This window comes from Streptomyces sp. Tu 2975, assembly GCF_009832925.1.
Classification (GTDB): Bacteria; Actinomycetota; Actinomycetes; order Streptomycetales; family Streptomycetaceae; genus Streptomyces.
In genome coordinates, this window is sequence record NZ_CP047140.1 from 6,612,200 (window position 1) to 6,633,811 (window position 21,612).

A 21,612-nucleotide genomic window follows, 5' to 3' on the forward strand; every position below is an offset into this window, starting at 1 on the left:
GAGACCGACGACACACCATGTCCGCACCTGCTCCGGCGCCTCGGCCGCCCGCGCTCCCGGTCACCTTCAGGCCGACCCGTACCCGGATCGTCCTGCTGACCGTGGGCGTGGCCATGTTCGCCGCCGTCACCACCGTCACCCTGCTCCTCGACAAGCTCAGCCCGCCCGAGCAGGTCAGCTTCATCTTCACGGCCCTGCTCTTCCTCGCGGTCCTCGCCCTGCTGAGCCGGCCGAAGGTGGTCGCCGACGACGACGGGGTCACCGTCGTCAACCTCACCCGTACACGACGGCTGGCGTGGGCGGAGATCCTGCGGGTGAATCTGCGCGCCGGCGACCCCTGGGTCTTCCTCGACCTCAGCGACGGCACCAGCCTTCCTGTGCTGGGCATCCAGCCCGGTATCGCCAGGGCGCGCGCCGTCGAGGACGCCCGCGCCCTGCGGGCCCTCGCCGAGACGCGCGGTACCCGGCCGGAGCAACCCGGCGGTACCCGGCCGGACCAACACTGAGGACAGCGACCGACATGTGGGGCAGCGCCCTGCCCTCGACAGCCCCGGCTTGACTACTCTGGTGGCGGCGGCGCCGAGTGCGCCCCGCCCCGCATCGCACGGCCCGTCGGCCGGCGGGGCCACCCTGCGACCCGAGGAGTGACTCCCTCCAGCAATGGACGGATCGTCCGGTAGTACCTGCGCCGCCCCCTCTCAGGAGGCGGCGGCATGATCGTCCCACTTCTGCTGCTCGCCGCAGCATTCCTTCTCATCCTGGCCAACGGCTTCTTCGTGGCCGCCGAGTTCGGACTCGTCACCGTCGAACGCCCGGACGCCGAACGCGCCGCGGCCGAAGGAGACCGCCGGGCCCGCCGCGTCGTCGGCGCGCTGCGCGAGCTGTCCTTCCAGCTCTCCGGCACCCAGCTCGGCATCACCATCACCTCCCTCGTCGTCGGTATGCTCGCGCAGCCCGCGCTCGCCGGGCTGCTCGGCGGACCCCTGACCGCGACCGGGCTGCCCGAAGGCGCAGTGCCGGGTGTGGCGGTGGTCATCGGCATGTTGCTGGCGTCCGCCGTCCAGATGGTGATCGGCGAACTGGTCCCCAAGAACTGGGCGGTGTCCAGGCCGCTCCAGGTGGCGAGGTTCGTGGCAGGCCCGCAGACCGCCTTCTCGTCCGCCTTCCGCCCCGTCATCACACTGCTGAACGCCGCCGCCAACCGTCTTGTACGGCTGGCGGGCGTGGAGCCCGCCGAGGAACTGGCCTCCGCGCGCACCCCGGTCGAGCTGATGTCGCTGGCCCGCCATTCGGCGCGGGCCGGCACGCTGGAGCAGGACACCGCGGACCTGTTCGTCCGCACCCTGTCGCTCGGCCACCTCACCGCGCAGCATGTGATGACCCCGCGGGTGAAGGTGAGCGCTCTCCAGTCCGACGCCACGGCGGCGGACGTCCTCAACCTCACCCGGGCCACGGGCCTCTCCCGCTTCCCCGTCTACCGGGAGCGCATCGACGAGATCGTGGGCATGGTGCACCTCAAGGACGCCCTCGCGGTGCGGGCGGAGGAACGCCGGCGGGTCGGCGTGGAGCGGATCGCCGTCGTCCCGCTGATGGTGCCGGAGACCCTCCCGGTGCAGCAGCTGCTCGAACAGCTGCGCAGCGAGCAGCCCATAGCCGTCGTCGTCGACGAGTACGGCGGCACGGCCGGTGTCGTCACCCTCGAGGACATCATCGAGGAACTGGTCGGCGAGGTCCGGGACGAGCACGACTCCGATTCGGACGCCCGTCCGGAGCTGGCGCCCGTCGCCCCGGAGGACGGACGGCCCGCGTGGGAGGCCGACGGCAGCTGCCGTGTGCTGACGCTCCGGCGGATTGGCCTCGAGGTGCCCGACGGTCCGTACGAGACCCTCGCCGGCCTCGTCGCCGACCTGCTGGGACGCATTCCCGCCCCCGGCGACCGCGCCGAACTCCCCGGCTGGCGGCTTTCCGTGCGCCAGGTCGACCGCTACCGGGCGGAACGCGTCCGCCTCGTGCGCACCGCCGATACCGTCACGCAGACCGAGGCCATGACGGGGGCCACCCGGTGAGCGCTCTCCAACTGCTCTTCGCCCTGCTGCTCGTCGTGGCCAACGGGTTCTTCGTCGGTGCCGAGTTCGCCCTGGTGTCCGTACGCCGCAGCCAGATCGAGCCGCTCGCCGCGGCCGGCTCCACGCGGGCCCGCCGGGTCCTGCACGGTCTGGAGAACCTGCCGCAGATGATGGCCGCCGCGCAGTTCGGCATCACCGTCTGCTCCCTCACTCTCGGCGCCGTCGCGGAACCGACCGTCGCCCGCCTGCTGGAGCCGGTCTTCCACGCGGCACATGTCCCCGAGGGGATCATCCATCCGCTCGGCTACGCGATCGCCCTGGCAGTCGTGGTGTTCCTGCACCTCGTCGTCGGCGAGATGCTGCCGAAGAACCTCGCCATGGCGGCGCCCGAGCGCACCGCCCTGTGGCTCAGCCCGGGCCTGGTCGGCTTCGCCCGGCTCTGCCGCCCCGTCACCACCGCGCTCGGGGCCTGCTCCCGGCTGGTGCTGCGGGCCTTCCGGGTCGAACCCAAGGACGAGGTCGAGGCCGTCTTCACCAGCGTGCAGCTGGGCCGGCTCGTCGAGGACGCGGGCCACGCCGGACTGCTGGCGCCCGCGGAGCAGGAACGGCTCGAGGACGCCCTCGAGCTCGGCAGCCGTCCGGTCACCGACGTGCTGATCCCGCGCCCGGCGCTGGTCACCGTCGCGCCGTCGGTCACCCCCCGGCAACTGGAGGAACTGACCGTACGCACCGGCTACTCGCGCTTCCCGGTCTGTGCTGACGGCGAGAGCCCGTTCATGGGATATCTGCACGTCAAGGATGTCCTCGATCTCGAGGACGGGGAGCGTGCCGTACCGCAGCACGTCTGGCGGCCGATGGCGACCCTGCGCGCCGAGCTGCCGCTCGACGACGCTCTCACCGTGATGCGCCGTGCGGCCACCCATCTCGCGCAGGTCGCCGACGCCTCCGGACGGGTACTGGGACTCGTCGCGATGGAGGACGTACTGGAGATGCTCGTCGGCGAGGTGCGCGATCCTTCCCACCGGGTCGCGGTGCCGGGCACTCCCCGGCCGGCGACCGCGCCGGCGGTGAGCACCGGTCCCGCGCCCGCCGTCGACGACACGCAGGACAGCGACGCCGGAGCGCTCGTGAACGGCTGAGCAGCGTACGGATCACCCGAAGGGAGGCTCCTGCGGGCCGCGGCCGGCCGGACCGCGGCCCGACAGAACCTCCCCGTACGCCTGCATCAGATCGGGCAGCCGCAGCGTCGACAGGTCCTCGCGGGTCGGCGGTCCGGGACAGCCGGACAGCCGCAGATCGCGGTACGCACAGCTCTTCTCGTACAGCGTGCGCAGGAAGCGGCCGTTGCCCAGCTCGTCGATCCAGCCCTGGTCGACCACATGGCCGCTGATCGAGCGGAGCTCGTCGCGTGCCTCCTCGTCCCACACGTCGCCGTTGTCGGCGGCCAGCACCCCGCCGATCGCGGTCAGTTCCAGCGGCCGGTACGACGGGAAGTCGACGCGGGTGGTGAAACGGGACGACAGCCCGGGGTTGGCGGCGAGCAGCCGGTCCATGCCCTCCGGATAGCCGGCCAGTATGACGACGAGGTGATCGCGATTGTCCTCGGCACGCTTGAGCAGCACCTGCAAGGCCTCGTCGCCGTACGCGTCGCCCTTGCTGTAACCGGAGTTGGACAGGCTGTACGCCTCGTCGACGAAGAGCACACCACCCAGCGCCGAGTCGATCAGCTCGTTGGCCTTGACCGCCGTCTGGCCGAGGAACTCTCCGACCAGATCGGACCGTTGGGCCTCCACGAGATGATCGCCGCCCAGCAGGCCGAGGGCGTAGAAGACCCGGCCGAGAATACGGGCAACGGTCGTCTTGCCCGTCCCCGACGGACCGGAGAAGACGAAGTGTCGCTTCGGCGGCTGTACGGGCAACCCCTGCACGGCCCGCAGCCGGGCCATTTCCAACTGTGCGGACAGCGCCTTCACCTGCCGCTTCACCGGTTCGAGTCCCACCATCCGCTCCAGCTCCGCCAGCGCCTGGGCGAGCAGGGCCGGGTCGGTGGGCCCGGCCGGGAACTGCGGGGGAGAGAACGGCGACGGCGCGGCCGACCTGCGACGCGGACCGTCGGCCGGTACGACCGGCGCGGGCCCCGGCACGGTGACACCGGGGTCGCCGCCGAACCGCGACTCAGGCCCCTGGGCCGCCTCGCCCTCCGCCTGGACGTCCGCCACGTCACCGCCGTATCCGGCCAGGGACACGGCGGCCAGACCGACGGAGTCGTCGTACACGTCGATGCCGTCGTACTCGGCGATGGCCGCCAGGCGGGCCGCGGTGTCCATGAAGGCCGGATCGATGCGGTGCACCGCGCGGTACAGGGGCAGTGCCGCCGCGCTGCGACCGGTGCCCTCGTGCGCCCGCGCCAGCCAGTACCGCAGCTCCTTGCGCTGCGGCTGCTCACTGCGACAGCGCATCAGTGCGGCGGACAGCAGCGGCTCCGCCTGCCCGTACATTTCCAGCCGCACGCGCGCCATGCCGCCGAAGAGCCCGGCTTCGATGCCCAGCAGCGGGTCGTCGACCAGCGGCTCCGTATGGCGTACGAGCTGCTCCCAGTCCTTGACGAGATAGGCCCGGCACGCGTGCAGGAAGCGCACCTGCGGATCGGTGTCCACCGGTGGCAGCGCGGCGAGCGCCCGGTCGAGCTCGGGCACATGGCGGCCGTCGAGCCAGTGGGAGGCGTGCGCGAGCAGCAGATCGCGTCCGCTCTCCAGCACCGGCTGTACCCACCAGCCGAGCCAGTACCAGGAGTTGAGGGTACGGCGGTGACGTGCCCGCTGCTCGCCGAAGCGGTCGCGGCCGCGGTACATGTGGATCAGCGCCGTCGAGGTGTCGACCCGCAGCGCGTGCAGCCCGAGCCAGGCGTCGGCCATTCCGGGATCCAGCCGGACGGCCGTGCGGAACTCCTCCTCGGCCTGCGGGTACGCGCCCATGGTGCAGGCGTCCACGCCACGCACCCAGGCCAGGTCCGCCGGCGACCGTGACCCTTGCGTGCCGATGTCCATAGGGTCCCCCCACTCCCCCCTACAAACCGTGCACCAGTGTTGTCGCGCCGGGCGGAGGCCCACGACCGCTGCCGGAACAGCCGTGCCACGAGGGGGAGTTGGGCGCCCGCTGTGGCGTGGCAGCCGTCGGAGGCTTCCAGTCGTGCATCGTACCCGCGCACGGGGCGGCGATTAAGAGCGCCACAACGACCCGGTGACGGCGCGGAGATGGTGACCCTGGGTGAGCGGAAGCGGCTCGCAGGGGGTGGAAGAAGAAGGAAAACGGGCAGAACGAAGCCCCCGATCACGGGGGAACAACCGGGGGCTTCGCGTCTGCGACGGCTTCGGAAAGCCGCACATTGAGAACGTAAGACCTGTACGCCCCGTCGGTCAAGCAGAGTTGAGGCACCTTTGAGACGTAATCGCGACACCCCGGAAGGCCGGGGGAAGGCCATTACTACGAGTGATCGATTGGGTGCGAACCTGCAGTCCCGGCGGGCACCTGTAGCCACTCGTAGCCCTTCGAGCACTCGCGTATCAGGGCATCGGCGAACGGTGCCGAAGGATCGGACAAGAAATGGCGCATCTCCGCCGTTGTCCACCCGTCCCAGAAGCCGGAGAGCGCCGCACCGTCACGCGCTCTGCCCCGTGCCCAGGACTCCTCGGCACCCCGGGCCATCCACAGCAGCGCCGCGAGATACGGGCGCAGCGCCCGCCGCCCCGCCCCGACGCCCTCCACCAGAACCACGGGCGCGGCCGGCAGCACGCGCGGCGCGAGGAAGCGCCGGAGGTTCCAGTCGTACGGGTGATAGGCCGCGTCCCGGCCGTGCGCCAAGGGCTCGACCACCTGGCTCAGCATCCGCCCCGTCCAGTCGAACAGCTCCTCGTGGGTGGCCAGATCGTCGAGGTGCAGAACGGGCACGTCGGCGCCGAGCGCGTCGGCCAGCCGGCCGGCGAACGTGCTCTTCCCCGAGCCCGCGTGGCCGTCGACCGCGACCAGGCGTACGGGGCCGCAGGAAGGCGGCAGCGCGCGCAGTCCGGCGGCCCGGCGGTCGAGGTCGTCCATGGGGCCACCCTAAGAGGCGGTCGTCCGGTGCGGGAGGCCGGTCCGGTGCGGTGCCCCAGGTCACCTGCCTGGCCCCGACGGCCGAACCGCCGGTGGACCAGACCAATATTGGTTCCGCGACGCGAGGCGGATCCCTGGCAGAAGCGAGCCGCGAACCGCGATAGTGGCCCCACTGTCGCGCTCCTGACTTGGGGGTCCCATGGCCAGACCTACTTCGCGCAGAGACGTTCTGGGTGCCGCGCTCGCGGTAGCCGCCACCGCCGGAACCCTGTCCCTCGCCGCCGGCCGGGCGGCCGCCGTGAGCGGTACGGCCGCCGTTCCAGCGGCACCCGCCAGGCGCCCGCAGCCGCTCGTCGACAACCGCTTCTGGTCCTCCTACACGGACTGGCGCTGCGGCGACCGCGCCGGCACGAAGGCCGCCGCCGGCCGCCGCCCCGGAGTGGTGATCGCTCAGCCCGTCGGCACCACCGACTACACCGACCCGCACACCGGCACGACCGCGAGTTGGGAGTACGCGACCTGGACCTCGCCGATGCACCGCTCACGCGTGCCCGCCACCGAGGCCATCGCCTCGTGGAACGCGGACACCCCCGCCGGGACGTGGCTCCAGGTGGAGCTGAGCGGCCGGTACTCGGACGGCACCGCGACGCCCTGGTTCGTGATGGGCCGCTGGGCCGCGGGCGACCGGGACATCCGCCGGACCTCGGTGGACGACCAGGGCGACGGCAGGGCGAGCATCTGGACGGACACCTTCTCCGTCGACGACGCCGCGAGCGGGCTGCGCCTCGACTCGTACCGGCTGCGACTCACGCTCTACCGCCGGCCGGGGACCTCGCTCACGCCCACGGTGTGGCGGCTGGGCGCGATGACCTCGGACGTCCCGGACCGCTTCGGCGTGCCGGCGTCGGAGCCGGGCCTCGCCCGTGAGCTGATCGTGCCGCGGTACTCCCAGAACACGCACGTGGGCCAGTACCCGGAGTACGACAACGGCGGCGAGGCATGGTGCAGCCCCACGTCGTCGCAGATGATCATCGAGTACTGGGGCCGCAGGCCCACCACCGACGACCTGGCGTGGGTCGACCCCGCGTTCGCCGATCCGCAGGTCTGTCACGCCGCCCGTTCCACCTTCGACCACCAGTACGAAGGCTGCGGCAACTGGCCCTTCAACGCCGCCTATGCCGCGACCTACCGCGACATGAGCGCCGTCGTCACCCGGCTGACCTCGCTGACCGATCTGGAGACGCTGATCGCCGCCGGTATCCCGGCCATAACGTCCCAGTCGTTCCTGAAGGAGGAGCTGACGGGAGCCGGCTACGGCACCGCCGGCCACCTCATGACGGTGATCGGCTTCACCGCCGACGGTGACGTGATCGCCAACGACCCGGCTTCCGCGAGCAACGAGGCGGTGCGCCGCGTCTACCGCCGCGCCGAGTGGGAGAAGATCTGGCTCCGTACCAAGCGCTACAACGCGAGCGGGAAAGTGGTCTCCGGCACAGGAGGCGTCTGCTATCTGTACTGGCCCGCGCACCCGACGGCCGCCCAGCGTGCGGCTCTGGCGGCCGTCGGCGTCCACTGACGCACCGCGCCGGCCCCCGCGGCAGTGACGAACGTCTCTACCCCGGGGCCGCTGCCGCTGGCACTGTTGTGTGGCCAGGACCTTCCGCCCGATCGGGACGAAGGATCCCGGGGGGAGCCACCTGCCGGACGACCGAACGAGACGCACCATGACCTCGAACGCAGCAACCGCCGACCGCACCCTGCCGACGACCCGCACCGGCGGCCCGGACGACGGACCCGATTTCCTCGAGCACGTCCTCGGCTGGACGCTCGTCGTGGTCCTGGCCATGCTCATCACCCAGGTCGGCCTGCTCTAGGGTCTCCCCGCCCGCGACGCCCCCACCTCCCGGGAAGTGCGCCGCGGTCTGCGGCTTCCGCCTCCGGCACACCCGTGACGCCCGCGTTCCGATCGGGCATACTCATGCGCGCCACAAGCCGCCGTGCAGCCTCTTTCGTGACCCGGAAGGGCACCATCGGCCTGGCAGAACAACCGGCGGCGCGCCCACACCCTTCGCGCGTGACCGCCGCAGCGCCCGACAGGGAGGAGAGCGCCGCCATGCCCGACCGCGCCCCGCAGCCGGTGGACCGTCAGCTGCCCACCGAAGAGGCCAGGGACCTGATCACCCTGGTCCGCGACATCGTCCAGCGGGAGATCGCCCCGCGCGCGGCCGAGGAGGAGGACGCCGGGCACTTCCCGCGCGAGATCTTCTCGCTGCTGTCCGAATCAGGACTGCTCGGCCTTCCCTACGACTCCGAGTTCGGCGGCGGGGACCAGCCGTACGAGGTCTATCTCCAGGTCCTCGAGGAACTCGCGGCGGCCCGCCTCACCGTCGGTCTCGGCGTGAGCGTCCATTCCCTGTCCTGTCATGCGCTCGCCGGATACGGCACCAAGGAGCAGCAGGGCGAGCATCTGCCCGCGATGCTCGGCGGCGGTCTGCTCGGTGCCTACTGCCTCTCCGAGCCCGCCTCCGGGTCCGACGCCGCGTCGCTGCGCACCAAGGCGGTCCGCGACGGCGACGACTGGGTCATCGACGGGACGAAGGCCTGGATCACCCACGGCGGCGTCGCCGACTTCTACACGGTCCTCGCCCGCACCGGCGTGGAAGGCCCGCGCGGCATCACCGCGTTCCTGGTGCCGGGCGACGCGCCGGGGCTGAATCCCGCGGTACCCGAGAAGAAGATGGGCATGAAGGGATCGCCCACCGCCCAGCTCCACTTCGACGGGGTCCGGATCCCCGACTCGCGCCGTATCGGTGAGGAGGGCCAGGGCTTCGCCATCGCGCTGTCCGCCCTCGACTCGGGCCGTCTCGGCATCGCCGCCTGTGCCATCGGTGTCGCGCAGGCCGCGCTGGACGAGTCGCTCGACTACGCCACCGGACGCAAGCAGTTCGGGCGTCCCATCGCCGACTTCCAGGGCCTGCGATTCATGCTCGCGGACATGGCCACCCGGATCGAGGCGGGGCGCGCGCTCTACCTCGCCGCTGCCCGGCTGAGGGACGCGGGACAGCCGTTCTCCCGGCAGGCCGCCATGGCGAAGCTGTTCTGCACGGACGCGGCGATGAGCGTCACCACCGACGCCGTCCAGGTCCTCGGCGGCTACGGCTACACGCAGGACTTCCCGGTGGAGCGCTTCATGCGCGAGGCCAAGGTGCTGCAGATCGTCGAAGGGACGAACCAGATCCAGCGGATGGTCATCGCCCGCCACCTGGCCGGCCCTGAGACGCGCTGACCCGCCCGCTTTGCGCAGGCGGCGCCGCGAGTCTGACCCATTCGGGGTCGCGGCGCCCCGGCAGGGTTCTGCCCCGGCTCGCCCAGAGTTGGAGGAGCTCACGGTAGATGGGCGGATCGGCCGGGTGCGGAACCGATTCTTCACGAACGGGCAGGACCAGGCGCCGACGGCCTTGCGTGGTCGGGGGGTGCAGGCTCATGTCCCGCCAACGCGCCACGCGCGGAAGCGGTTACCGGCAGGACTATTCGAGCGCCAGTGCAGGGGCTACACGGTTCGCCGACTGGGGCGCGGGGACCTGCGCGGTCGTGCTCGTCCGGCGCGGGAGTGTGTCCGCTCACGGAACACTGCGTGGTCGCGCTCCTACGGCGCCGGGAGCGCGTGCGGCCCCCGGGGCACGTGTGCGGTCACGCTCGCTGTCCGGGGAGCGCGTCGGGCTCCCCGGGGCACGTTCTTCAGGCGGCCCGCCGCATCGGCGGCACCTTCAGCGGCCGTGAGCCGGGGCCGCCGACGTGCGAGAACGGCTGGGTGCGCCAGTCCAGGCCCTGCGGCAGTGTCAACAGGAGCGCGGTGTCCTGCTCCTGGACCTCCAGCGACTCGTCGGCGGGACGGGCGAGGGAGGCGTCCCGGCCGGTCCCCGAGCAGACCGTCAGGCCGAACGGGTTCCACGGGGTGGGGCACAGCGCGTGCTCGGGCAGTACGTCCTCGTCCGCCAGAAGCGCGATCGGCTGAGCGCAGTCCGGGCAGATCACCCGGTACATCTCGAAGGTGTCGTACGCGTCCAGGATGTCCGTCTCCGCAGGCTCGGCCTGATCAACAGGCTCCGGTTCGGTACGTCCGGTCTTGGATGACACAGTCTTGACACTCTGCATGGAGAATCTCCCCCTTGGATGGGCCCGACCAGGCATGTGCGGCCTCGACCACAGCAAGCAATGCCCACCGTGCCGGTCGGGTAACCGTGGGGTCACGGCGCATCGGCCGGGCAAACCTGTGGCGTTGGTCACATGAGGGCCTCTGGTGCCCGTCCGGACGCTCCGGGACTGTGCCGGAAGGGATCCAGGGCCATAGGTTGATCCGCATGGAGGAGCTGGATCGTCAGATCGTGGACCTGCTCGTCAAGGACGGGCGGATGAGCTACACCGACCTGGGCAAGGCCACCGGCCTGTCCACATCGGCGGTGCACCAGCGCGTCCGCCGCCTCGAGCAGCGGGGCGTCATCCGCGGCTACGCGGCGGTCGTCGACCCGGAGGCGGTCGGGCTGCCGCTCACCGCGTTCATCTCGGTGAAGCCGTTCGACCCCAGCGCTCCCGACGACATCGCGGACCGGCTCGCCGGGGTGCCGGAGATCGAGGCCTGCCACAGCGTCGCCGGCGACGAGAACTACATCCTAAAGGTGCGCGTCTCGACGCCCCTCGAACTGGAGCACCTGCTCACCCGTATCCGCTCGCTCTCCGGCGTCTCCACCCGTACCACGGTCGTCCTCTCCACCCCGTACGAGGCCCGTCCGCCGCGGATCTGACACCCGGTGGTCCAAGCCCGCGGCCGCGGAGACCACCGGCCCGGTACGGGGCGTGGTCCACGGCTCTCTAGGCTTGCCCCATGACCGAGAGCACCGCCCCCCAGAGCGAACACCGCACCGTGCTGCTGCGCGGTGGAGAAGTCCACAGCCCCGCCGACCCCTTCGCCACCGCGATGGTCGTCGAGAAGGGGCACGTCGCCTGGGTGGGCTCGGAAGGCGCAGCCGACGCCTTCGCCACCGGGGTCGACGAAGTGGTCGACCTCGAAGGGGCCCTGGTCACCCCCGCGTTCACCGACGCCCATGTGCACACCACCTCGACCGGCCTCGCGCTCACCGGCCTCGACCTGTCGGGTGCGACCTCCCTCGCCGAGGCCCTCCGCCTCGTCCGGGAGTACGGCGCCGCCCACCCCGCTGCCGGACAGGTCCTCCTCGGGCACGGCTGGGACGCGACGCGCTGGCCCGAGCAGCGGCCCCCGAGCCGCGCCGAACTCGACGAGGCGGCCGGCGGACGGCCGCTCTACCTGCCGCGGGTCGACGTCCACTCGGCGGTCGTCACCACCGCGCTGCTCGACCTCGTTCCCGGCGTCACCGGCCTGGCCGGCTTCCACCCCGACGCTCCGCTGACCGCGGCGGCCCACCACGCCGTGCGCGCCGCGGCCCACGCGGCCGTCACTCCCGCCCAACGGCGGGCGGCGCAGCGGGAAGCGCTCTCCCGTGCCGCGTCCCTCGGCATCGGCAGCATCCACGAGTGCGCGGGCCCCGAGATCTCCGACGAGGCCGACTTCACCTCCCTGCTCGCGCTCTCCCGTTCCGAGCCCGGTCCCCGGGTCGTGGGTTACTGGGCCGAACAGGTCACCGACGAGAAGGACGCCCGGCGCATCCGCGAACTCGGCGCCTCCGGCGCGGCAGGGGACCTGTTCGTCGACGGCTCGCTCGGCTCGCACACCGCGTGCCTGCACGCCCCGTACGCCGACGCTCCCACCACTACCGGAAGCGCCCATCTCGATGCGGCGGCCGTCGCCGCCCATGTGACCGCGTGCACCCGGGCGGGGCTGCAGGCCGGGTTCCACGCCATCGGCGACGCCGCCCTGAGCACGGTCGTCCACGGGGTCCGTGAGGCGGCCGACCGGCTCGGGCTCGAGCGGGTCCGTGCCGCGAGGCACAGGATCGAACACGCCGAGATGCTCACCCCGGAAACCATCGCCGCCTTCGCCGAGTTCGGCCTCACCGCATCCGTCCAGCCGGCCTTCGACGAGGCCTGGGGCGGCGAGGACGGCATGTACGCCCAGCGCCTGGGCGTCGAGCGGGCCCGCACCCTCAACCCGTACGCGGCGCTGCTGCGCGCCGGGGTGCCGCTCGCCTTCGGCTCCGACAGCCCGGTGACCCCCCTCGACCCGTGGGGCACGGTACGGGCCGCCGCCTTCCACCGGACGCCCGAGCACCGCATCTCCGTACGGGCGGCCTTCACCGCCCATACGCGCGGGGGCTGGCGTGCCGTCGGCCACGACGACGCCGGCGTGCTCGTCCCGGGCGCCCCGGCCGACTACGCGGTCTGGCGCACGGGGGCGCTGATCGTCCAGGCGCCCGACGACCGGGTCGCCCGCTGGTCCACCGACCCGCGCTCCGGCACGCCCGGTCTGCCCGACCTCGGACCCGGTGCCGAACTGCCCGTTTGCGTGCGGACAGTGGTTGGCGGACAAACCGTCTTCGAGGGACCGAACGGGTGACGTAAGGACATTTCGCACCGCCGGGCCGCATTCCCGTCGTTCCGCCTCGACCTGCGGATCTTCGCCTCTGACCTGGCGGTTCCGGTAATTCTCGCTGATCAGGTGACTGTTGACAGCGAGCGCCCACCGGCCGGTAGGTTCGGGACAGTCCACCGAAGAACTCCGACCGGCAACCTCCACGCAAGTCGTCGAACGCCGCTGGGTCATGGGGTGGTGTGCCGCACCGGCGCACCACCACTGGGAGCCAGGTTCAGCGCCCGCGCCTCGGGGGCAGAGGGAAGGTTTCCGCCGGTCGGCAGGTGAGACCCGGGTGGGGCCCGGCGTTCAGTAGACAACGGCTCTCGGTCGACCCGCAGCCAGCGGGCCCCAGGTCGGCCCGAAGGACGCCGGGCCCGATCCGCTGCGTCCGGCCGGGCCCGCGCCGTTCCGTCCCGACAGCGGCGTCCTCGTCGTTCCGCCGTCGCTCCGAAGATCCGTGCCACCGGGAGCGCCCCACAGGGGCTCGCTATGGTTGGGCTCTGCGACGGACTTTAAGGGGCAGCAGTGAACGACGGTGGTGCGGTTCCCCATGGTGGACCCCAGGGGAGGCGGTACGGCCCGCTCGGCCGAGCGTTGGTGATCATCCCCACCTACAACGAAGCCGAGAACATCCGGTCGATCGTCTCCCGGGTGCGCGCCGCCGTGCCCGACGCGGACGTGCTCGTCGCCGACGACAACAGCCCCGACGGCACGGGCAAGTTCGCCGACGAGCTCGCGGTGCAGGACGAGCAGGTGCACGTCCTGCACCGCAAGGGCAAGGAAGGGCTCGGCGCGGCCTACCTGGCCGGCTTCCGCTGGGGCATCGAGCACGACTACGGCGTCCTGGTCGAGATGGACGCCGACGGCTCCCATCAGCCCGAGGAACTGCCCAGGCTGCTGACCGCCCTCAAGGGCGCCGATCTCGTCCTCGGGTCCCGCTGGGTGCCCGGCGGGCGTGTCGTCAACTGGCCCAAGCACCGCGAGATCCTCTCCCGCGGCGGCAGTACCTACTCCCGTCTGCTGCTCGGTGTGCCGCTGCGGGACGTCACTGGCGGCTTCCGGGCCTTCCGCGCCGAGACCCTGGAGGGCCTCGGTCTCGGCGACGTCGCGTCCCAGGGCTACTGCTTCCAGGTCGACCTGGCCCGGCGGGCCGTGGCCGCCGGATTCCATGTCGTCGAGGTCCCGATCACCTTCGTCGAGCGGGAGCTGGGCGACTCGAAGATGAACAGGGACATCGTCGTCGAGGCCCTCTGGCGCGTCACCGCGTGGGGCGTGGAGGAGCGGGCCGGCCGCCTCCTCGGCCGCAGGCCGTCGCCGCCGCGGCCGCCTCGATCTTCCTGACATCCCCCTTATGCCGCTCCGGCGGGCGCCCAGGCACACTGGGAGCATGACGACCGGCGCACCGCCCCCGACCGCCCCGAGGCGCTCTCGCGCCCGCACTTTCGTCCCCCTGGCGATCGCCGCCTGGCTGGTCCTGGAGATCTGGCTGCTGACTGTCGTGGCGGACGCGGCGGGTGGCTTCGCCGTCCTCGGGCTGCTCGTCGGCGCCGCGGTGCTCGGTGCCGTGGTGGTCAAGAGGGCGGGGCGGCGGGCCTTCGCCAATCTCACCGCGACGCTTCAGCAGCAGACGGGCAGCCAGGAGGCCGTGCCGCCCGGGCGCGCCGAGGGCAACGGCCTGCTGATGCTCGGCGGTCTGCTGCTGATGCTGCCGGGCCTCGTCTCGGACGTGGCCGGGCTGCTGCTCCTGGTGCCGCCGGTCCGGGCACGGCTCGGCCGGGCCGCCGAACGCTCGCTGGAGCGGCGGATGAACGCCGCGGGGGCCGGAGGCCTCGGCGACGCGTTCCAGCAGGCCCGCATGCGCCGCCCGGACGGCAAGGTCGTCCAGGGCGAGGTCGTCCGCGAGGACGTCACGCGGCCCCACGACGAGGAACCCGGCCGGCGGCCCCCGCTCACCCCCTGATCCATGCCGCACCGGTGCGGCCCCTTCCGTACGGCTGGGTGCCGCACCGGTCCGCGCGAAGACCAGTAGGTCCAGGGTGCGAACACGACGCGTGAAGGCCCCAGGGCCAGGGGTGAGAACACGACGAGAGCCGCGGCCGGCCCACACGGTGTGTGGGCCGGCCGCGGCTCTCGTGCTACTCGCTTCGCGCGCCTGAACGCGCTACGCGGACTTGCGGCTGTCGCGCGGATGCACCGCGATGTTCATGGCGCCGGAACGAAGGACCGCCAGCCGTTCGGCCAGCACCTCTTCCAGCTCCTCGCGGGTACGCCGCTCCATCAGCATGTCCCAGTGCGTGCGCGCCGGCTTGCCCTTCTTCTCTTCGGGGCCGTCCCCGTCGACCAGGAGTGCCTGGGCGCCACACGCCTTGCACTCCCACTCCGGCGGAATTTCCGCCTCGACCGAGAACGGCATCTCAAAACGATGTCCGTTCTGGCATGCGTACTCCACCGCCTGGCGCGGGGCCAGGTCGATGCCGCGGTCCGTCTCGTAGCTGGTAACCACAAGTCGCGTGCCGCGGAGAGCTCGCTCACTCATGAATCGTGCCTCCCGGGCTTGTCGCCCACAGGACAGGTGTCGCTGTCGTCGTCATCCGGTCAACGTCCGGTCGGCGGTAAAGATTCCCGTTCCGGGTCATGCGTCGCCCGTCGTGCCGCTGCTTTGCCATTGGTTGGGGTACCCACCAGTGCCCGGTTTGTCACATCTGACAGAAAGTGTCACCCACTGATTTCACTGTTCCGGCACGCAGTAACGGTCCGCCTGGCAAGCCAAAGGCGTACACTACCGGCCTTTCACTCAGGCGTCTAAATCCGCTCCGGTACGGGGTTCCCCGCGGCGGCCACCGCACGCCTCACGGGAACCCTCGCGAGCAGTACGAATCCCGCTCCGAAGAAGATCACCAAAGAGATGATCGCGTCACGGTAGCTGCCCGACATCTGATACGCCAGGCCGAAGACTAGCGGTCCGAGCCAGCTCAGTCCCCGATCGCTCATCTCGTAGGCCGAAAAGTACTCCGCCTCCTTGCCCCGCGGCACGAGATGCGAGAACAGCGACCGCGACAGCGCCTGGCTGCCGCCCAGGACCAGTCCGATGCCGGCCGCGAGGCAGTAGAACCACACCGGCTCCCCGGCGGGCAGGAAGTATCCGGCCGCCAGGATCAGCGTCCACACCGCGAGCGAGGCGAGGATCGTGCGCTTCGCCCCGTACGTACGGGCCAGCCGGCCCATGCTCAGCGCCCCCGCGACCGCCAGCACCTGTACCAGCAGCACCGCTGTGATCAGGGTGGTCTGGTCCAGGCCCAGCTCCTCCGAGCCGTAGACGGAGGCCTGCGAGATGACCGTCTGCACGCCGTCGTTGTAGACGAGGTAGGCGAGCAGGAACGAGAGGGTGAGGGGGTGCCGGCGCATGTCCCGAAGCGTCGCGACGAGCTGACGCCATCCCGAGTCGACCGCGCCCTCGCCGGACGGCGTGATCCTGCGGTCGCGGAGCCGGCGCAGCGGGATCAGCGTGAAGGCGCCCCACCACACACCGGCCGAGGCCAGGCAGATGCGGACCGCGTCGCCCTCGGAGAGGCCGAACGACTCGTGGCCCGAGTAGACGATCAGGTTCAGCACCAGCACGAGGGCGCCGGACGTGTAGCCGAAGGCCCAGCCGCGCGACGACACCGCGTCACGCTCCTCGGGGCCGGAGATCTGCGGTAGATACGCGTTGTAGAGGACCATCGACACGGCCAGCGCGGCGTTCGCCACGATCAGCAGGAGCGCGCCCAGCAGGTAGCGGTCGCCGTCCAGGAAGAACATCCCGGTCGTCGCCGCCGCTCCCACGTACGCGGCGACGGCGAGCATCGGCTTCTTGCGGCCCGTACGGTCCGCGGCCGCTCCGGCCAACGGCATGATCAGCACCGCGAGAAGCATCGAGACCGACACCGCGTACGGGAAGACGGAACCAGCGCGCACCGGGATGCCCAGGGGATGCACGAAACCTTCGGCGTCCGCCGCGGCCTTCGCCACCGACGTCAGATAGGGCCCGAGGAAGACGGTGAGCACGCTCGTCGAGTAGACGGAGCACGCGAAGTCGTAGAAGTACCAGCCCCGTTGCTCACGTCTGCGAGCGCCGTCGTCCTCGCCGGTGCCCTCGGTGCTGTCCGCCGTCTCCGCACTCACGCGGCGCCCCCTCGCTCATGCCGTCGCAGACGCCGGTGCCCCCGCGGCCGCGCGGGCGCGATCAGACCCACACTCCCCGGTCGGTCAGCACCGTGCGCAACGTCTCAAGATGATCGGTCATGATGCCATCCACGCCAAGGTCCAGGAGCCGGGCCATCCGGTCGGCGTCGTTCACCGTCCACACATGGACCTGCAGACCCCGGGCGTGGGCCGCGCGCACGAAACGCCGGTCCACCACGCGGATCCCGCCCTGCGTCTCCGGCACCTGCGCACACACCGCCCCGCTGCGCACCGCCGCCGGTATCCCGTACGAGCCGAGCCGCAGGCCGAGCACGCCCCGCACCCCGTACGAGGTCGCCAGACGCGGACCCGCGAGACGGGTCGCCCGGGCCACCCTGGCCTCGGAGAACGAGCCGACGCACACCCGGTCCCAGGCCGCGGTCCGGCGGATCAGCTCCACCAGCGGCACCAGCGCGGACTCCGCCTTGAGGTCCACGTTCCACCGGGCCTCGGGGAACTCCTCCAGCAGCTCCTCGAACAGCGCCAGCGGCTCGCGGCCCGCCACCTTCGCCCTGCGCACCTCGCTCCACGGCAGGGCGGCGATACGCCCTCCGGCGTCGGTCACCCGGTCCAGTGTGGTGTCGTGGAAGGCGACGAGCTGTCCGTCCGCCGTCGTGTGCACATCGGTCTCGAAGTAGCGGTATCCGGCCGCGGCCGCCCGCCGGAAGGCCTCGGCGGTGTTCTCGATGCCGTCGGCCGCCCCGCCGCGGTGGGCGAAGGCGAGCGTCGCGGGGTGGTCCAGGTAGGGGTGGCGTATGAGGGTCACCGCGGCAGTATTGCCTGCGGGGGTGACCCGGCGGCGACCACGGTGCTGCGTCCGCCCCCCTCGGAGACGGCGAACAGCCGCAGGAACAGCTGCGCCAGCGGCCCGATCGCCAGCGCGTACGCCACCGTCCCGATGCCGACGGAACCGCCGAGTGCGAACCCGGTCGCGACGACGGCGACCTCGATCGCGGTGCGCACCAGCCGGATCGAGCGGCCGGTCAGCCGGTGCAGGCCGGTCATCAGGCCGTCCCGCGGGCCCGGCCCGAAACGGGCCGCGATGTAGAGGCCCGTCGCGGCACCGTTGAGCAGGATGCCCGCGGCCATCAGCGGGATCTGCCCGACGAGCGTCGTCACCTGCGGTACGAGGGACAGGGTGGCGTCCATGGCGATGCCGATGACGAACACGTTGGACACGGTCCCGAGGCCGGGCCGCTGCCGGATCGGTATCCACAGCAGCAGCACCACGGCGCCCACGATGATCGACACCACGCCGATCGTCAGCCCGGTCAGCTCGGCCAGCCCCTGATGCAGCACCCCCCACGGCTCGAGGCCGAGCCCGGCGCGCACCAGCAAGGCGGAGCTCGCTCCGTACAGCGCGAGGCCGACGTACAGCTGAAGCAGTCGGCGGGTGAGATGCGCGGACACGATGGCGCCCCCTGTCTGGTGTTCGTGGACTGATGCATGACACTCTGTGGCTATGGAACGACCGGCAACCATGGCCAATTCGAGGAAGGTGGACCGACTTCCATGACGCAGTGGACCTCAGCCGTGGGTGCGGCCCAGCTCGCCCGACAGCTCACCTCCCAGCAGGCACGCCCCGCAGGCCCCGGCACCCGCAAGCCGCCCGCCTACCGCGCGCTCGCCGACGGCATCCGCCTGCTCGTCCTCGAGGGCCGCGTCCCGGTCGCGGCACGGCTGCCCGCGGAACGTGAACTGGCGCTGTCCCTCTCGGTCAGCCGCACCACCGTCGCCGCCGCGTACGAGGCGCTGCGCGCCGAGGGCTTCCTCGAGTCCCGCAGGGGCGCCGGCAGCTGGACCGCCGTGCCCGCCGGGAACCCGCTGCCCGCCCGCGGTCTCGAGCCCCTGCCGCCGGAGTCGCTCGGCTCCATGATCGACCTGGGCTGTGCCGCCCTGCCGGCACCGGAGCCGTGGCTGACCCGGTCCGTCCAGGGCGCCCTGGAGGAGCTGCCGCCCTACGCCCACACCCACGGCGACTACCCCGCCGGTCTGCCCGCCCTGCGCCAGATGCTCGCCGACCGCTACACGGAACGCGGCATCCCGACCATGCCGGAACAGATCATGGTCACCACCGGCGCGATGGGCGCAATCGACGCGATCTGCCACCTGTTCGCCGGCCGCGGCGAACGCATCGCCGTCGAATCGCCCTCCTACGCCAACATCCTCCAACTGATGCGCGAGGCCGGCGCGCGGCTCGTGCCCGTCGCCATGGCCGAAGGCCTCACCGGCTGGGATGTGAACCGCTGGCGCCAGGTGCTGCGCGACGCCGCGCCCCGGCTCGCGTACGTGGTCGCCGACTTCCACAACCCCACCGGCGCGCTCGCCGACGAGCACCAGCGCCGCGCCCTGGTCGAGGCCGCCCGTTCGGCAGGGACGGTGCTCGTCGTCGACGAGACCATGTCGGAACTGCACCTCGACCCCGACATCGAGATGCCCCCGCCCGTCTGCTCGTTCGACCCGGCGGGCTCCACGGTCCTCACCGTCGGCTCGGCCAGCAAGGCCTTCTGGGCCGGCATGCGGATCGGCTGGGTCCGCGCCGCCCCCGACGTGATCCGCTCACTCGTCGCCGCCCGCGCCTACGCCGACCTCGGCACGCCGGTCCTGGAGCAGCTCGCCATCAACTGGCTGATGCGCACCGGTGGCTGGGCCGAGGCCGTCACCATCCGCAGGGAGCAGGCCCGCGACAACCGTGACGCGCTCGTCGCCGCGGTGCGCAGGGAACTGCCGGCCTGGGAGTTCGACGTGCCGCGCGGCGGCCTCACCCTCTGGGTCCGCACCGGTGGCCTGTCCGGCTCCCGCCTCGCCGAGGTCGGCGAGCGCGTCGGCGTCCGGGTGCCGTCGGGGCCGCGCTTCGGGGTCGACGGTGCTTTCGAGGGCTACGTGCGTCTGCCGTTCACCGTGGGCGGCCCGGTGGCGGAGGAGGCGGCGGCCCGCCTCGCCGCGGCGGCGCGCCTGGTCTCCAAGGGGGCGACGACGGGTACGGAGGCCCCGCGCACCTTCGTGGCGTAGCGGCCCGGATCGATGCACAACGCAGTCGGACGGGCGATCGCCCGGTCCGACTGCGTTGTGCATACCGCCTCAGGGCTCCGCGGGGACCGTGGGCGGGCAGAGCGGCTTCGCCGGGATCGCCGGCGTCGGGGGAGCCTTCGGAGTGTCCGGCCCGGCGGGCAGGAGGGCCAGGACCGCCTGCCGGTGGGCCTCCGTCGTCGCGTCGTCGTACGGGTCGGGCGTCGCCGGGACCTGGAGCCGCAGGACCGGGCCGTTGCCCAGCCGTGCGTAACCCCGGCCGGCCGGGACGTCGGAGACGGGCGTGGTGCGCGGGGTCTCCCCGAGCACGGACCGGATGTCGTCGACGCCGACCCCGCCGAGCACCACCCGGGCACGGGTGTGGGTGCGTACCGCCTCGGTCAGCGCGTCGACGCTGTCGAACTGCTCGGCCACGACCACCGTCACCTGCGCGGCCCGCCCGTGCCGCAGCGGTACGGAGAGCAGCTCCTGGGGATCCATGTGGCCGTCGGCCGCGGCCAGGTGCCCGAAGACGCCGGGCCGGTCCACCAGGATCCACAGCGGCCGCCTGGTGTCCTCGGGGGCCGGCTGCCCGGCCTGCCGGGCCCGGTTGGCGGCGATGAGCCGCCGCTCCGTCTCGTGGGCGGCCCATTCCAGGCTCGACAGCGCGCCGGAGAGACCGCATTCGACGGCCAGCACCCCCGCGCGGCCGGTGAGACAGGCGTATTCGCCGGTGCCGCTGCCCTCCACGATCAGGACGTCCCCGTGCTGCAGCGCCTGCAGGGCGATGGAGCGGAGAAGGGTCGTGGTGCCGCTGCCGGGTTCGCCGACGGCCAGCAGGTGCGGCTCCGTGGAGCGGGGGCCGGTGCGCCAGACGACCGGAGGTGCCTGGGCGGTCTCGTCGCCCAGCACGACCGGCACCGTGCGCTGGACCGCGTCGGCGTCGGTGAAGCCGAGGACGGTCTCGCCGGGGACGGTGACGAAGCGCTGGGCGGCGATGCCCGTGGACAGGGCGGGCAGCACGCTCATCACGAGCTCGTTGCCCTCCTCGTCCCAGGTGAAGAGGTATTCGCGCCCGCGCCCGGACTTCGCGTGCAGCAGCTGCTCGATCCGGGCCCGGGCAGCGGCCTCGCCGTCGGTGAAGTAGGCGGGGTAGGTGACGCGCAACCGGGTGAGGCGGCCGTTGCCGTCGAACTCGTACTCACTGAAGGCCTTGCCCCACTCCCCGCCGTGGGCGAACAGCGGAGCCGGGTCCTCGGGGACGGAGAAGTGCGGGACGAGTGCCTCGTACAGCGCCCGCAACCGGGCGGTCTCCGCCTCGTCGGGTCCGGTCCTGACCGGGGTTCTGACGCGGCCCTCCCAGGCGGCCGCGCCCATCACCGTGATCAGGGCGACCAGTGGCCCGTACGGGATGAGCGCGACCACCAGGATGCAGGCGGCGACAAGGAACAGGGTCGGACCACGCCGCTCCTTGGGGGTGCCGGCCCACTTCTGCCGACCCTTCGCGGCGAGCTTCCGCAGACCGCGGGAGACCGTGATCAGCGGATGGAGGACGTCCGTGGCGCTGTCGGCGGCCGTGCGCGCGATCTCTCGGCTGCGGGTGATCTGGGCGCTGCCGCTGCTCAGAATGCGGGGGAGTGGACGCCGGGCCACATCGTCTCCTGTAGGTGCCGAAGG

General features: G+C 72.1%; 20 protein-coding genes. 11 read left to right on the top strand and 9 right to left on the bottom strand.

Annotation, left to right across the window (positions count from 1 at the left end):
* The first annotated feature begins 17 nt into the window (after window positions 1-17).
* The 3 genes from GLX30_RS29450 (at window position 18) to GLX30_RS29460 (ending at window position 3,205) form a co-directional block, all read left to right on the top strand.
* Window positions 18-506 carry a PH domain-containing protein gene (locus GLX30_RS29450; protein ID WP_159693910.1) on the top strand — a complete coding sequence of 163 codons (489 nt, stop codon included), beginning with the start codon at window positions 18-20 and terminating at the stop codon, window positions 504-506.
* Between the two features lie 207 nt (window positions 507-713).
* The gene (locus GLX30_RS29455; protein WP_159693912.1) at window positions 714-2,066 is read left to right on the top strand and encodes a hemolysin family protein; all 1,353 of its coding nucleotides are present in this window, start codon (window positions 714-716) and stop codon (window positions 2,064-2,066) included.
* Window positions 2,063-3,205, top strand: coding sequence for a hemolysin family protein (locus tag GLX30_RS29460; protein ID WP_159693914.1), 1,143 nt, complete (start codon window positions 2,063-2,065; stop codon window positions 3,203-3,205). The genes GLX30_RS29455 and GLX30_RS29460 overlap by 4 nt, the downstream gene beginning before the upstream one ends.
* Window positions 3,206-3,217: 12 nt before the next feature.
* Here the strand turns inward: GLX30_RS29460 and GLX30_RS29465 are convergent, their stop codons facing one another.
* A complete protein-coding gene (locus GLX30_RS29465) occupies window positions 3,218-5,113 on the bottom strand; it encodes an AAA family ATPase (protein WP_159693916.1) in 1,896 nt (631 codons plus the stop codon).
* A gap of 436 nt (window positions 5,114-5,549) precedes the next feature.
* Window positions 5,550-6,158, bottom strand: a complete 609-nt coding sequence (locus GLX30_RS29470) for a hypothetical protein (protein ID WP_159693918.1) — start codon at window positions 6,156-6,158, stop codon at window positions 5,550-5,552.
* A gap of 199 nt (window positions 6,159-6,357) precedes the next feature.
* Between GLX30_RS29470 and GLX30_RS29475 the strand changes: the two genes are divergently transcribed.
* From GLX30_RS29475 to GLX30_RS29485, 3 genes are all read left to right on the top strand, one after another.
* The gene (locus GLX30_RS29475) at window positions 6,358-7,734 is read left to right on the top strand and encodes a peptidase C39 family protein (protein ID WP_159693920.1); all 1,377 of its coding nucleotides are present in this window, start codon (window positions 6,358-6,360) and stop codon (window positions 7,732-7,734) included.
* 148 nt (window positions 7,735-7,882) lie between these two features.
* Window positions 7,883-8,032 (top strand): SCO1431 family membrane protein, encoded by a 150-nt coding sequence (locus GLX30_RS29480; RefSeq protein WP_159693922.1) that lies wholly within the window; start codon window positions 7,883-7,885, stop codon window positions 8,030-8,032.
* Between the two features lie 239 nt (window positions 8,033-8,271).
* Complete coding sequence (locus GLX30_RS29485) at window positions 8,272-9,444, top strand: acyl-CoA dehydrogenase family protein (protein WP_159695319.1); 1,173 nt, start codon at window positions 8,272-8,274, stop codon at window positions 9,442-9,444.
* Here the strand turns inward: GLX30_RS29485 and GLX30_RS35535 are convergent.
* Entirely contained in the window at window positions 9,407-9,643 is a 237-nt protein-coding gene (locus tag GLX30_RS35535; protein ID WP_244258313.1) for a hypothetical protein, read from the bottom strand. The two genes, GLX30_RS29485 and GLX30_RS35535, sit on opposite strands and share 38 nt — an antisense overlap.
* A gap of 253 nt (window positions 9,644-9,896) precedes the next feature.
* Entirely contained in the window at window positions 9,897-10,313 is a 417-nt protein-coding gene (locus GLX30_RS29490) for a hypothetical protein (RefSeq protein ID WP_159693924.1), read from the bottom strand.
* 206 nt (window positions 10,314-10,519) lie between these two features.
* Between GLX30_RS29490 and GLX30_RS29495 the strand changes: the two genes are divergently transcribed.
* From GLX30_RS29495 to fxsA, 4 genes are all read left to right on the top strand, one after another.
* Window positions 10,520-10,960 carry an Lrp/AsnC family transcriptional regulator gene (locus GLX30_RS29495; RefSeq protein WP_159693926.1) on the top strand — a complete coding sequence of 147 codons (441 nt, stop codon included), beginning with the start codon at window positions 10,520-10,522 and terminating at the stop codon, window positions 10,958-10,960.
* 80 nt (window positions 10,961-11,040) lie between these two features.
* Entirely contained in the window at window positions 11,041-12,687 is a 1,647-nt protein-coding gene (locus GLX30_RS29500; RefSeq protein ID WP_159693928.1) for an amidohydrolase, read from the top strand.
* A 543-nt stretch (window positions 12,688-13,230) separates the two neighbouring features.
* Window positions 13,231-14,046 carry a polyprenol monophosphomannose synthase gene (locus GLX30_RS29505; protein ID WP_159693930.1) on the top strand — a complete coding sequence of 272 codons (816 nt, stop codon included), beginning with the start codon at window positions 13,231-13,233 and terminating at the stop codon, window positions 14,044-14,046.
* Between the two features lie 46 nt (window positions 14,047-14,092).
* Complete coding sequence (gene fxsA / locus GLX30_RS29510) at window positions 14,093-14,665, top strand: FxsA family membrane protein (RefSeq protein WP_159693932.1); 573 nt, start codon at window positions 14,093-14,095, stop codon at window positions 14,663-14,665.
* Window positions 14,666-14,866: 201 nt separating this feature from the next.
* Here the strand turns inward: fxsA and GLX30_RS29515 are convergent, their stop codons facing one another.
* The 4 genes from GLX30_RS29515 to GLX30_RS29530 all read right to left on the bottom strand — a co-directional run bounded on the left by GLX30_RS29515 (window position 14,867) and on the right by GLX30_RS29530 (window position 18,408).
* The gene (locus GLX30_RS29515; RefSeq protein ID WP_003959706.1) at window positions 14,867-15,241 is read right to left on the bottom strand and encodes an RNA polymerase-binding protein RbpA; all 375 of its coding nucleotides are present in this window, start codon (window positions 15,239-15,241) and stop codon (window positions 14,867-14,869) included.
* Between the two features lie 266 nt (window positions 15,242-15,507).
* Entirely contained in the window at window positions 15,508-16,866 is a 1,359-nt protein-coding gene (locus GLX30_RS29520; protein WP_159693935.1) for an MFS transporter, read from the bottom strand.
* 61 nt (window positions 16,867-16,927) lie between these two features.
* A complete protein-coding gene (locus tag GLX30_RS29525) occupies window positions 16,928-17,692 on the bottom strand; it encodes a glycerophosphodiester phosphodiesterase family protein (RefSeq protein ID WP_159693937.1) in 765 nt (254 codons plus the stop codon).
* A complete protein-coding gene (locus tag GLX30_RS29530) occupies window positions 17,689-18,408 on the bottom strand; it encodes a hypothetical protein (RefSeq protein WP_244258519.1) in 720 nt (239 codons plus the stop codon). The genes GLX30_RS29525 and GLX30_RS29530 overlap by 4 nt, the downstream gene beginning before the upstream one ends.
* Before the next feature lie 30 nt (window positions 18,409-18,438).
* Between GLX30_RS29530 and GLX30_RS29535 the strand changes: the two genes are divergently transcribed.
* Complete coding sequence (locus GLX30_RS29535; RefSeq protein ID WP_159693939.1) at window positions 18,439-19,938, top strand: PLP-dependent aminotransferase family protein; 1,500 nt, start codon at window positions 18,439-18,441, stop codon at window positions 19,936-19,938.
* A 69-nt stretch (window positions 19,939-20,007) separates the two neighbouring features.
* On the opposite strand, the gene GLX30_RS29540 is transcribed toward GLX30_RS29535, so the two are convergent.
* Window positions 20,008-21,588, bottom strand: a complete 1,581-nt coding sequence (locus GLX30_RS29540) for a hypothetical protein (protein WP_159693941.1) — start codon at window positions 21,586-21,588, stop codon at window positions 20,008-20,010.
* Window positions 21,589-21,612: the final 24 nt, after the last annotated feature.

Coding starts and splice junctions, on each gene's coding strand:
- GLX30_RS29465 (WP_159693916.1), bottom strand. CDS start 5,113: ATGGACATCGGCACGCAAGGGTCACGGTCGCCGGCGGACCTGGCCTGG.
- GLX30_RS29470 (WP_159693918.1), bottom strand. CDS start 6,158: ATGGACGACCTCGACCGCCGGGCCGCCGGACTGCGCGCGCTGCCGCCT.
- GLX30_RS29455 (WP_159693912.1), top strand. CDS start 714: ATGATCGTCCCACTTCTGCTGCTCGCCGCAGCATTCCTTCTCATCCTG.
- GLX30_RS29450 (WP_159693910.1), top strand. CDS start 18: ATGTCCGCACCTGCTCCGGCGCCTCGGCCGCCCGCGCTCCCGGTCACC.
- GLX30_RS29485 (WP_159695319.1), top strand. CDS start 8,272: ATGCCCGACCGCGCCCCGCAGCCGGTGGACCGTCAGCTGCCCACCGAA.
- GLX30_RS29515 (WP_003959706.1), bottom strand. CDS start 15,241: ATGAGTGAGCGAGCTCTCCGCGGCACGCGACTTGTGGTTACCAGCTAC.
- GLX30_RS35535 (WP_244258313.1), bottom strand. CDS start 9,643: ATGAGCCTGCACCCCCCGACCACGCAAGGCCGTCGGCGCCTGGTCCTG.
- fxsA (WP_159693932.1), top strand. CDS start 14,093: ATGACGACCGGCGCACCGCCCCCGACCGCCCCGAGGCGCTCTCGCGCC.
- GLX30_RS29480 (WP_159693922.1), top strand. CDS start 7,883: ATGACCTCGAACGCAGCAACCGCCGACCGCACCCTGCCGACGACCCGC.
- GLX30_RS29530 (WP_244258519.1), bottom strand. CDS start 18,408: ATGGTTGCCGGTCGTTCCATAGCCACAGAGTGTCATGCATCAGTCCAC.
- GLX30_RS29490 (WP_159693924.1), bottom strand. CDS start 10,313: ATGCAGAGTGTCAAGACTGTGTCATCCAAGACCGGACGTACCGAACCG.
- GLX30_RS29535 (WP_159693939.1), top strand. CDS start 18,439: ATGACGCAGTGGACCTCAGCCGTGGGTGCGGCCCAGCTCGCCCGACAG.
- GLX30_RS29495 (WP_159693926.1), top strand. CDS start 10,520: ATGGAGGAGCTGGATCGTCAGATCGTGGACCTGCTCGTCAAGGACGGG.
- GLX30_RS29475 (WP_159693920.1), top strand. CDS start 6,358: ATGGCCAGACCTACTTCGCGCAGAGACGTTCTGGGTGCCGCGCTCGCG.
- GLX30_RS29500 (WP_159693928.1), top strand. CDS start 11,041: ATGACCGAGAGCACCGCCCCCCAGAGCGAACACCGCACCGTGCTGCTG.